Origin of the sequence: Archangium sp., assembly GCF_036389735.1 — a bacterium.
Classification (GTDB): domain Bacteria; phylum Myxococcota; class Myxococcia; order Myxococcales; family Myxococcaceae; genus Archangium.
Map to the genome: position 1 here is coordinate 1 of NZ_DASVWK010000566.1, position 9,987 is coordinate 9,987.

Sequence of the window (9,987 nt, forward strand, 5' to 3'; positions counted from 1 at the left end):
TCACCTGCTCGGCCTGTCACGTCGCCGAGTTCCACTACCGGGGCGACAAGGTGCGGGTGGATGGTGCCCCGAGCCTTCTCAGCCTGGAGTCCTTCAACACCGAGGGCGCCGAGGTGATGATGAGGACGCTCTCGGAGCCGAAGCAGCTCATGGACTTCCTGCTGCGCCTGTCCGAGCACCTTCCCCATCCCCCGGAGCGCGGGAGCGAGGACGCGCGGTTGCAGGCGGCCTACCCCGACAGCGACCTCTCCCCGGACGGGACCGCGAGCGCGCGGGAGAAGCTCGCGTCCGAGGTGAGGCGCTACCTCCAGCTCCAGGCGCAAGCGGGGAGCCCCAAGCCCCCGGAGCCGCGAGCGGAGGAGTGCGAGACGCAGGACCCCTCCGCGGTGGAAACGCAGCCCCTGCCGTCCAATCTCCCACTCGTGGAGTACCTCCATGAGCTGAGCAGGAAACAGGTTCGGACGGTACCGGATGCCATCCGGCTCCTGCGTGGGCATCTGCTGTACCTGACGCGCCTTCGCCCACTGACGAAGTGCATGACTCCGGGAGGCCCCGGAAGGACTGATGCCTTCGGCGTGGCTCGCGCGCTGTTGTTCCCCACGAAGCGGGTGCGGCTGAACGCTCCCGTGAGCTTCCCCTCCCTCTGGGAGTTCCGCTCGGAGTCGTGGCTGCACTGGGACGGGGACACCAACTCCATCATGCAGCGCAACATCGGCCAGGCGCTCGGCGTGGGCGCGCTCATCGACTTCACGACCTACGACTCCTCCGTCCATGTGCCCAACCTCGCGAGGTTGGAGGAACTCTCGGGCAGGCTCAGTGCCCCGAAGTGGCCGGAGAAGCTCTTCGGACCGCTGGCGTCGGACCGCAAGGCGCGTGGGGAGGCCCTCTTCGCGGAGCACTGTGGGAGCTGTCATGGCCCCGGACGGAGTCGGGTGGTACCCGTGTCCGAGATCGGCACCGATGAGATTCGGGCGAGGAGTTTTGGCAGGAGGGTCGACGGGTGGAGCTTCCCGGAGGCGCTGGGGGCACTGCTGGAGCGCGTCGAGCAACGCGCCTTCACGCGTGAGGGGCTCACTTCCGAGCAGCGCCAGGAACTCGAACCGGAGGGCGTCGAGTGGCGGGGCCCGGAGGGCTACGTGACCCGACCCTTGAGCGGAATCTGGGCGACCGCCCCGTACCTGCACAACGGCTCCGTGCCCACGCTGTGGGCGCTCCTCCAACCGGTGTCGGAGCGCCCACAGCGCTTCATCGTCGGTCTCCAGGAATTCGACCCCGGCCAGGTGGGCTATGTCTCCCAAGTAGCGGGCGTGCCCGACAGGCCCGGCTACGTGAGCCTGCCCACCGGAGAGCGCGTCTTCGTCTTCGATGTGAGCCAGACGGGCAACCACAACAGCGGCCACGAGTACGGGACCGGGCTGACGCGGGAGCAGAAGCTGGACCTGCTCGAGTACCTGAAGTCGCTCTGAGTCCCTGTCTCAGGGGGTGAAGTCCATGATGGCGCGCACCTGGTTGGCGGTGGCGCTCGCCGGCATGAGACGCATGAGCGTGTCGCGCACGAATCGCCCGGCCGCGCTCTCCATCTGGGTGAGGCGCCCGAACTGGAAGGAGCGTGAGACGAAGCTGTTGGCCCGCTCGATGCGGCGGCGCTCGTACGCGGCGAGCGCGCTGGGAACGTCCGCCTCCCGGGCCAGACATCCGGCGAGCACCACGGCGTCCTCCATGGCCTGGCAGCCGCCCTGGCCCATGTTGGGCGTCATCGGATGGGCGGCATCCCCCAGCAGCGTCACCCGGCCCTTGCTCCAGTGCTTCACGGGAGGTCGGTCGTTGATGTCCGTGCGGACGATGTGCTCCTCGGCGGTGGCCTCCAGGAGGCCGGCGATGGGGGCGTGCCAACCGCCGAAGTGCTCCAGCAGGTGGGCGCGAGCCCGGCCGGGCTCGTCCCTGCCCCCGGCCGGTGCGTTCTGGGTGGCGAACCAGTACACCTCGCCGTGCCCGATGGGGACGATGCCGAAGCGGGCTCCGGGGCCCCACGTCTCCGAGGTGGCGCCCGGCTCGACCAGGGACGCGGCCTTCGCGACGCCGCGCCAACTCGTGTAGCCCGAATACCGCAGCGGCGCGTCCCCGAGCACCTCGCGGCGCACCACCGAGTGCAGCCCGTCCGCGCCCACCAGGAGGTCTCCCGTGGCGGTGCTCCCATCCGACAGCTCGACGGTGACCTTCTGTCCATCATCGTGGAGGCCCTTCACCGCGCGGCCCAGGTGGACGTGCTCCTCCCCGGCGTGGGCGAGCAGCACCGCCTGGAGCCTTGCCCGGTGGATGGCGATGACCGGGACACCGAACTCCCGTTGGAGCGCCTCGAAGGCCAGGGACGACAGCTTCTGGCCGGAGGGGTTCCGCATGGCCGCCGAGGACATGGAGGCACCGGCCTCGGCCACCGCGTCCGCCAGCCCGAGACTTCTCAGGGCGGCCATGGCGTTCATCTGGACGGTGATGCCCGCGCCCACCGGACGCAGGGCCTCGGCGCGCTCGAAGACGGTGGCGGAGAGCCCGGCCCCGCGCAGCGCACAGGCCAGGGTGAGACCGCCGATGCCCGCCCCGGCGATGAGGACGTGGCGGGGTGCGCTTCCGGAGACGTGGCTCGTCTGGGTCGACATGGGAACCCTCCTGCCACGACTATTCTCTAACCGGTCAGCCCGAACAACACCGCGGCGGTCCTGGCCAGTTGAGCGTCCTCGTGCTCGCTGCCCACCGCCCGCAGCCGGGCCGTGGGCTCGTGCAGCAGCTTGTTGATGATGGCGCGCCCCATGGCCTCGACGCTCTTGCGCTGCTTGTCGGAGAGCCCCTCGCCGAGGGTGGCCAGCGTGCGCTCCGCCTCGGCGCGGGCGATGGCATCGGCCCGCTGGCGCAGCCGGGCGAGGACGGGCACCCCCTCGCGCACGCTCCGGTCACGCACGAAGCGGGCCACCTCTTCGTCCACCAGCACGTCGGCCTTCCGGGCCTCCTCGGCACGGGCCGCCGCGTTTCCGTCCACGAACCGCTGGATGTCATCCACGTCATGCACGCGCACCCCCACGAGCTCGCCCACCTCCGGAGCGATGTCGTGCGGCACGGCCAGGTCCACCATGACGAGGGGCCGGTTCGCGCGTGCCTCGAGCACCGCCGCCATGTTCTCGCGGGTGAAGAGGGGCACTGGCGACGAGGTGGCACTCACCACCACGTCCGCGGTGGCGATGAGTGAGAACAGCTCCTCGAAGGGCCGCGCGGTGCCGCCCACCCTGGCCGCCAGGGCCTCGGCGCGCGACAGGGTGCGGTTGACCACCAGGATCCGGCCCGCTCGTGTCTGCACCAGGTGCCGCGCGGCCAGCTCCGCCATCTCGCCCGCGCCCACCAGCAGCACCGTCCTGCCCGCCATCCCACAATGGCCCGTGCCAGCGAGGGACACGGCCGCGCTCGCCATGGACGTGACCGCCATGCCGATGGCTGTCTCCGTGCGCACCCGCTTGGCGCACCGGAAGGCCGCGGCGAACATGCGGGACAGCTCGCCACGCACCGTGCCCGCTCCCAGGCTCCGTTCCAGGGCTTCCTTCACCTGTCCCAGCACCTGCGCTTCACCCAGCACCATGGAGTCCAGACTGGAGGCCACCCGGAAGAGGTGCGTCACCGCGGCCTCGCCCTGGTGCTCGTACAGGTGGTCGAGCACCTCGGGGCCTCCCAACCTGCCCAGTGCCTCCCGGACCCGCTGGCGGGCCTGGGCCCCGTCCGGCGCCGCCAGGTACAGCTCCACCCGGTTGCAGGTGGACAGGAGCACCGCCTCGGTGGCCGCCTCCCCGAGCCCGCGCAGCAGCTCCATCCGCTGCTCCTCGGACATCACCAGCCGCTCGCGCATGGACACGGGCGCCGTCCGATAGGACAGGCCGATACAGAGGAGTGTGGGGTGGGTTGCGTGCATGGTCCGTTCTGCTCCGGTCGAAAGAAGAGAGGGGCCCCCTCCCGGGGGCCCCGGTCAGGGCCTACGAGCTGCCTACGGCCCCACCTTGACGCCGGCGAACTTCAGCAGGTCCCCGATGAAGAACTCACCCTTGTCGTTGGCGAGCTCCGGCTTCCAGTTCGGGTTCGCGTTGAGGAACGAGAACCGGTCGCCCTGGAGCACGCCGACGATGACCTCCGCCACGATGTGCGCGCCCACGGGGCCGAGCTTCGTGCCGTTGTTGAGCACCTCCGCCTCCTTGAGCATGTAGAACCAGGGAGGGGTGGAGGACTCGAAGCCGACGTTGAACTGCTTCAGGTCCTTGAGCTGCTCGGGCGTGAGGACCTTGACGCCCATGTGCCGGGCCATGGCCTGGCCCGAGGGCAGGCCGAGCGCGAGGCCTCGCAGCAGGTTGCGCTGCGCGAGCGACTGGGGGTTGCCGGGCGTGCCCGGCGCACCCCCGGGGATCTGGCCCGGTGCCCCCGGGATGAGGGCGAGGAGCGGGCTGGAGATCCGGGTGTCGATCTCCTTGCTGAGCTGGCGCCGGTCGGTGCCGGGAATGGTGAAGAAGAGGTCCCACTCCACGAAGCGCCGCTCGGCGCGCTTGCCTCCGCGCAGGTCGTTCGGATCCGGGAGGCTCGGGTCCAGGGTGCTGTTGAAGATGCCCGCGGCGAAGCCCGAGTTGACCCGGTAGCCCGGGCGCACCTGGCTGTGGCCGAAGCGGTAGGCCGCGACCGAGAACTCCACCGGGATGAAGGGCTCGTTCCTCCACTGGAAGAGCCGCTGGCGCGGATTGGCCTTCAGCACCTTCTGCACCACGTCTCCCCCGGCGATCTTCGGGAGGAACTCGTTGAGGACGATCCACTGGTAGTGCCAGCGCACCATCCGCTGGGCCTGCTCGAAGACCTGCGCCTCCGGGGTGCCTCCCTTGGCGCGCACGTGGTCGACGACCGCGTTGTGGAACTTGAGCATCGCGACATGGAGCTGCGAAACGATGACGTTCTCATCGTTGCGCGGGTCCGCGATGAGCGCGGTCTGCTGGCTGTTGCGCGGCATGTCGTCGGCCGAGCCCGGCCCACCGGTCTTCTCGATGAGGAACTTCGCCGGATCGTTCACGTCGTAGAGGTGACGGGACACCCGGGGCCCGGAGCCGTACACGTTGTCCAGCTCGAGCGCCGGCGTGCGGAAGTTCTCGAGGGCCTCCGGATCGTTCTGCCGCTCCAGGATGGAGGTCGGGTCGAACGTCAGGTCGTGGTCGACGAACTGCCCGAAGAAGGTGAAGCCGGAGGAGATGCTTGCATTGTCCTCGTTGAGGGCGGGCGGGGGATTGGGCGGATCATTGGCGTCCATCAACCCGCCGCGATCCCCGAGCTTGCTGAGCGCATCCCGGATGACCGGGGTGTCCTGGGCGAAGGCGGGGAGCCCGGGAAAGAGCCGGCCGAAACGCCCGCGGGAGTGAAACTGCGATTGGGGAGGGTTGACTCCGCGAACGTGGGTTTCACCATGCAACATCGTTGGTTTGCTCCTGGACTGGGTTTCGTTGCTACTGCGGGGTTAGAGGGGGCGGTTGGCGTCTGTGATGAGCCGTGTGACTTCAGTAAGAAACGAGGCCGCCCGCCCTCTCTCCAGGCGAGCGGCCTCGTGTGCCTGCCTCATGGGACTCAGGCCGCGTTCCAGCGCCGGCCGTGTGCGTCCAACAGTCGGCTCGCGGCGTCCGGGCCCCAGCTCCCCGCGGCATAGGAACGGAGGGGCTGCTCGTCGCGCCCCGGCCCCCAGGCCTCCAGCAGGGGCATGACGAGCTCCCAGCCGCGCTCGACCAGGTCGTTGCGCACGTAATGGGTGGAGACGCCGAGCATGCAGTCCAGCAGCAGACGCTCGTAGGCCTCGGCGAGCCGGGTGCCGAAGGCGTCCTCGTAGCGGAAGTCCAGGGCCACCTCATGGTGGTGCACCGCCCGTCCCGGCGCCTTCGTGGCGAAGCGCAGGGCGATGCCCTCGTCCGGCTGGATGCGCAGGAGGAGCTGGTTGGGGGTGCCCTGGGCGAGTGGCCCGTCCTTGAACTGCACCACCACCTCGGTGAGGCGCCGCGCCATCCGCTTGCCGGAGCGCACATAGAAGGGGACGCCGGCCCAGCGTGGGTTGTCGAAGCGCATCGTCAGCATGGCGAACGTCTCGGTGCTCGAGTCGGGGGCGACGCCCGGCTCCTGCCGGTAGCCGGGCACGGGCTGGCCGGCGAGGAAGCCCGGGCCGTATTGCCCGCGCACGCACTCGGTGCGGATGCGCTCGGGCGAGAAGGCACGCGCCGCCGCCATCACCTCGCGCTTCGCGTCGTGCACCGCCTCGGGTGAGAGACTGGAAGGCGGCTCCATGGCCACCAGGGCGAGCACCTGGAGGAGGTGGTTCTGGAGCATGTCGCGCACCACGCCCGCCTTCTCGTAATAGCCGCCGCGTCCCTCCACGCCCACCGTCTCCGCGCTGGTGATCTGCACGTGGTCGATGTGCTCGCGGTCCCACAGCGGCTCGAAGATGCGGTTGGCGAAGCGCAGGACGAGCAGGTTCTGGACCATTTCCTTCCCCAGGTAGTGGTCCATCCGGTAGACGCTCGACTCGTCCAGGTGGCGGTGGATGCGCTGGTTGAGGGCCTGGGCCGTCTCCAGGTCCGTGCCGAAGGGCTTCTCCACCACGAGGCGCACCCAGCTCCGCCCCCGGCCCTTCGTGAGCCCGGCCTCGCCCAGGTGCCGCACGGTCTCGCCGTGGAGCGTGGGCGCGAGCGACAGGTAGAAGATGCGGTTGCCGCGCGTGCCGTGCTCGCGGTCCACCCGCTCCAGCAGGTGCCCCAGGCGCTGGTAGTCCCCGGCGCGGGAGAGGTCCATGGGCACGTAGTGGAGCCGCTGGGCGAAGGAGCGCCAGGCCGCCTCGTCCACGGGGCCGACCCCAGGGGCACGCTCGAGAGCCTCGCGCATGTCGGCGCGGAAGCGCTCGGTGTTCATCCACGGGAGCGCCGCCCCGACGATGGCGGACTCCGGAGGCAGGTAGCCCTCCAGAGCGAGTCGGTAGAGCGCGGGGAGGAGCTTGCGTCGTGCCAGATCTCCGGACGCCCCGAAGAGCACGAAGGTGCACGGCTCGGCACGCACTTCTTCCATTCGCGGGGCTGCGGCTTGCATGAGGCAGGTCTCCGACAGAGGCGCTCCCCGGCGGGAGGGGAGCGCCTGGATGAAGGGGTTGTGGACTGGGGGAGGAGGGAGCGGTCTAGGCGGCGAGCCCGGTGCTGTCGGCGTCGTCGAGCAGACCGTCCACCTGCTGGCGGGAGAGGGCCTCGTAGAGGCGGGCGCGGAACGTCTCCTGGCGCTCATCCAGGCGGCCCTGGAAGGACCTCCAGTCCAGCCGGGCGAGCAGGGCGGCGGCGCGGCCCAGGGGGCCGCGGGCGGCCTCGTCGCGGATGGCGAGGATGCGCGAGATGTTCTCCGGCTGGAAGGGCCCGTGGTAGCCGGTCTCCGAGTCCATGTACCGGAGGATCTGCGCGCCGCCGATGCCCACGCCGTCCACGCCGGTGTAGACGGCCAGGGGGATGTGGGGGAAGCGGAAGCCGGCGGAGAAGTAGGTCCGCAGGCCGCGCTCGTGGGCCCGGTGGACGAGCTCCAGCGCCTCGGCGTGGGTGAGCTGCTCCATCACCGGCACACTGGGGTAGGTGTCCGCCGAGCCATCGAACGTCACCTTGTCGAAGCCACCAGCCTTGACGAGCTCGATGCCCAGCAGGCCGATCTCCCGCCGCCCCGTCACCACCCGCGAGCCACCGTCACGGTCATCCACGAGGGGGGTGTTGAGGTTGAAGGCCGCGGACAGGAGCTGGGTGCGCGAGTCGCGCAGGATGTTGGTGCGCAGGCAGCGCATGAACTCGATGATCTGCGAGGCCGTCATGCGATCCATGGCGACCTTGCACTCGGCCACGCCCATCTGGAACATGGCGGTGCAGGTGCCAGCCATGGTCTGCACCGTCTTCCACAGGTCCAGGTGGAACTTGCCGCCATCGAACATGGGCCGCCCGATGAAGCTGGTGACGGGCGCGCGTCCGGCCACGTGCAGCCGCACCTTGGCCACGTTGAGGATGCGGGGAATCCGGTAGCACTCCACCGACTCGCGATCCTGGTGTCCGCGCTCCAGGTGCTCCACGTGGACGAGCACGCCGCGCATCCACTCCTCGCGGGTGGTGGTACCGGCGATGTGGCCCTCGCCCGGGTCGGTGACGCTCATGTGCGTCTGGGTGTCGCCGAAACCCGGGATGGGCAGGGGCTTGTAGGGCAGGTGCACGCGGGCCCCGTTGGCGAGCGCCTCGTGGGCCATGTGGATGGCCAGCTTCTCGCGCCGGGTGGGCTTGCGGCGCTCGCGGCGCAGATCCTCGATGAGCAGGGAGACTTCCTCGAGCTGCGTGGGCTGGGCCGCGTCGCTGCGCAGGCCATCGGAGTCCTCGTCCGCCACATCGCCCAGCCACTGCTCGGCGGCGTCCATCACCGCGTCGTACATCTCCCGGGTGCTGGTGGTGGGCAGCCGGTGCAGCAGGATGCGCATGGCGTCGGCGAAGTCCCGCAGGTGAGCGTGGTCGGCGATGAGCTTGTCCAGTTCCACGTCCACCTGACCCATCAGCTCCTCGAGGGACTGGGGCCGGAAGACGGCGATGGGCTCCCGCTTGCGGAAGGGTCCCGGTTGGGAGCGGATGGCGAGCGTCTTCACGCCTTCAACCAGCGACACCATCTGCCCGAGGATCAGACGGCGGGCCTCATCCTCGTTCCACTTCATCATGCTCATCTTGGGTGACTCCATTGGTGTGGGATTGGGGTGGCTGGCGCGGTGTGCGCCATGTCCGCCACCCACGAAATGGAGTTGCCCCGCTTTTGTTTGTGAGCCGGTGGGATGCGGCGAAGAAACTGTGAGGCCCCTAAATTGTGACTCCGCCGCAACTCGAGCCAGCACCAGCCGTGCAGCCGAAGCAGTGGCGGCCCGTGACGATGGTCCGCGCCTCCAGGGCGGTCAGGTCGAAGTCCCGGATGTGCCGGGGAGCCCCAGCCTCCACGGGCAGCTCCAGCATCTGGTTGAAGTCGCAGTCGTAGAGCTGCCCGTCCCAGCCCACCGAGAGGGTGTTGCGGCACATCACCCCGTGGGCCGCGGCGGGGTTGAAGGCCGTCACCAGCCGCTGCAGGTAGTCCTCCAGGTTGCCCGACTGCTGCAACCATTCGAGGAAGCGGCTGATGGGCATGTTGGTGAGGGCGTAGAGGTTGTCGAAGCGGATGCCGTGGTTGCGCAGCAGCTCGCGCTTCCACTCCGCTTCCATGGAGGCCTGGCTGGCGGGCAGGAAGGCACCCACCGGGTTCGTCACCAACACCAGTCGCAGGCCGCTCGTCCCATCGCCATAGCCGAGCGCGTTGAGTCGCTGGAGGGCGCGGATGGACTGCTCGTAGACGCCCTCGCCCCGCTGCTTGTCGGTGTTGAGCGCGCGGTAGTGGGGCAGCGAGCACACCACCTCCACCCGGTGCTCGGCGAGGAAGCCGGGCAGCTCGTAGTGGGGCTTCGTCTCCAGGATGGTGAGGTTGCACCGGTCCATCACGTGCCGGTCGAGCTTGCGCAGCTGCTCCACCAGCCAGCGGAAGTGCGGGTTCATCTCCGGCGCGCCGCCGGTGAGGTCCACGGTGGGGATGGACGTCTTCGCCAGGGCCGCGAGGCATTGCTCCATCGTCTCGCGGCTCATCACCTCGCGCCGGTCCGGCCCCGCGTCCACGTGGCAGTGGCGGCACGTCTGGTTGCACATCTTCCCGAGGTTCATCTGGAAGATGTCGAGGCGCGTGGGCCGCAGCGGGTGGAGGCCGGCCTGTTGGAGGGCCTCGTCGAACTCGCGCGGCAGCGGGAGGGCGTGAAGGGTCTCGCGCTGGGTGGCGGGGGAGGCGAGGGGACTCCTCCGCGCCTGGAGGGAGGGCAGGGTGCTCTTGGACATGGTGGGGCTCCTACATCCCCAGCTTGTCCACGTGGTTGCG

At 69.7% G+C, this 9,987-nt stretch carries 6 protein-coding genes and 1 pseudogene; 1 reads left to right on the forward strand and 6 read right to left on the reverse strand.

The genetic code is table 11. The features are described 5' to 3' along the window. Nucleotides 1-1,466 (forward strand): annotated as a pseudogene (locus VF794_RS19910) (hypothetical protein); the annotation flags it as partial. A gap of 9 nt (nucleotides 1,467-1,475) precedes the next feature. Here the strand turns inward: VF794_RS19910 and VF794_RS19915 are convergent. The 6 genes from VF794_RS19915 to arsS all read right to left on the reverse strand — a co-directional run bounded on the left by VF794_RS19915 (nucleotide 1,476) and on the right by arsS (nucleotide 9,947). Further along, nucleotides 1,476-2,654, reverse strand: a complete 1,179-nt coding sequence (locus VF794_RS19915) for an FAD-dependent monooxygenase (protein WP_331112724.1) — start codon at nucleotides 2,652-2,654, stop codon at nucleotides 1,476-1,478. A 26-nt stretch (nucleotides 2,655-2,680) separates the two neighbouring features. Further along, nucleotides 2,681-3,949 carry a glutamyl-tRNA reductase gene (gene hemA, locus VF794_RS19920; RefSeq protein WP_331112726.1) on the reverse strand — a complete coding sequence of 423 codons (1,269 nt, stop codon included), beginning with the start codon at nucleotides 3,947-3,949 and terminating at the stop codon, nucleotides 2,681-2,683. 72 nt (nucleotides 3,950-4,021) lie between these two features. Further along, a complete protein-coding gene (locus VF794_RS19925) occupies nucleotides 4,022-5,479 on the reverse strand; it encodes a heme peroxidase family protein (RefSeq protein WP_331112728.1) in 1,458 nt (485 codons plus the stop codon). Nucleotides 5,480-5,628: 149 nt separating this feature from the next. After that, nucleotides 5,629-7,128 (reverse strand): glucose-6-phosphate dehydrogenase, encoded by a 1,500-nt coding sequence (zwf, locus tag VF794_RS19930; protein ID WP_331112730.1) that lies wholly within the window; start codon nucleotides 7,126-7,128, stop codon nucleotides 5,629-5,631. A gap of 85 nt (nucleotides 7,129-7,213) precedes the next feature. After that, complete coding sequence (locus tag VF794_RS19935; protein WP_331112732.1) at nucleotides 7,214-8,767, reverse strand: hypothetical protein; 1,554 nt, start codon at nucleotides 8,765-8,767, stop codon at nucleotides 7,214-7,216. Between the two features lie 130 nt (nucleotides 8,768-8,897). Continuing rightward, the gene (arsS, locus tag VF794_RS19940; RefSeq protein ID WP_331112734.1) at nucleotides 8,898-9,947 is read right to left on the reverse strand and encodes an arsenosugar biosynthesis radical SAM (seleno)protein ArsS; all 1,050 of its coding nucleotides are present in this window, start codon (nucleotides 9,945-9,947) and stop codon (nucleotides 8,898-8,900) included. Nucleotides 9,948-9,987: the final 40 nt, after the last annotated feature.

Bases quoted from the DNA above. Each gene is read 5' to 3' on its own strand.
- VF794_RS19915 (WP_331112724.1), bottom strand. From the start codon at position 2,654: ATGTCGACCCAGACGAGCCACGTCTCCGGAAGCGCACCCCGCCACGTC.
- hemA (WP_331112726.1), bottom strand. From the start codon at position 3,949: ATGCACGCAACCCACCCCACACTCCTCTGTATCGGCCTGTCCTATCGG.
- VF794_RS19925 (WP_331112728.1), bottom strand. From the start codon at position 5,479: ATGTTGCATGGTGAAACCCACGTTCGCGGAGTCAACCCTCCCCAATCG.
- zwf (WP_331112730.1), bottom strand. From the start codon at position 7,128: ATGCAAGCCGCAGCCCCGCGAATGGAAGAAGTGCGTGCCGAGCCGTGC.
- VF794_RS19935 (WP_331112732.1), bottom strand. From the start codon at position 8,767: ATGAGCATGATGAAGTGGAACGAGGATGAGGCCCGCCGTCTGATCCTC.
- arsS (WP_331112734.1), bottom strand. From the start codon at position 9,947: ATGTCCAAGAGCACCCTGCCCTCCCTCCAGGCGCGGAGGAGTCCCCTC.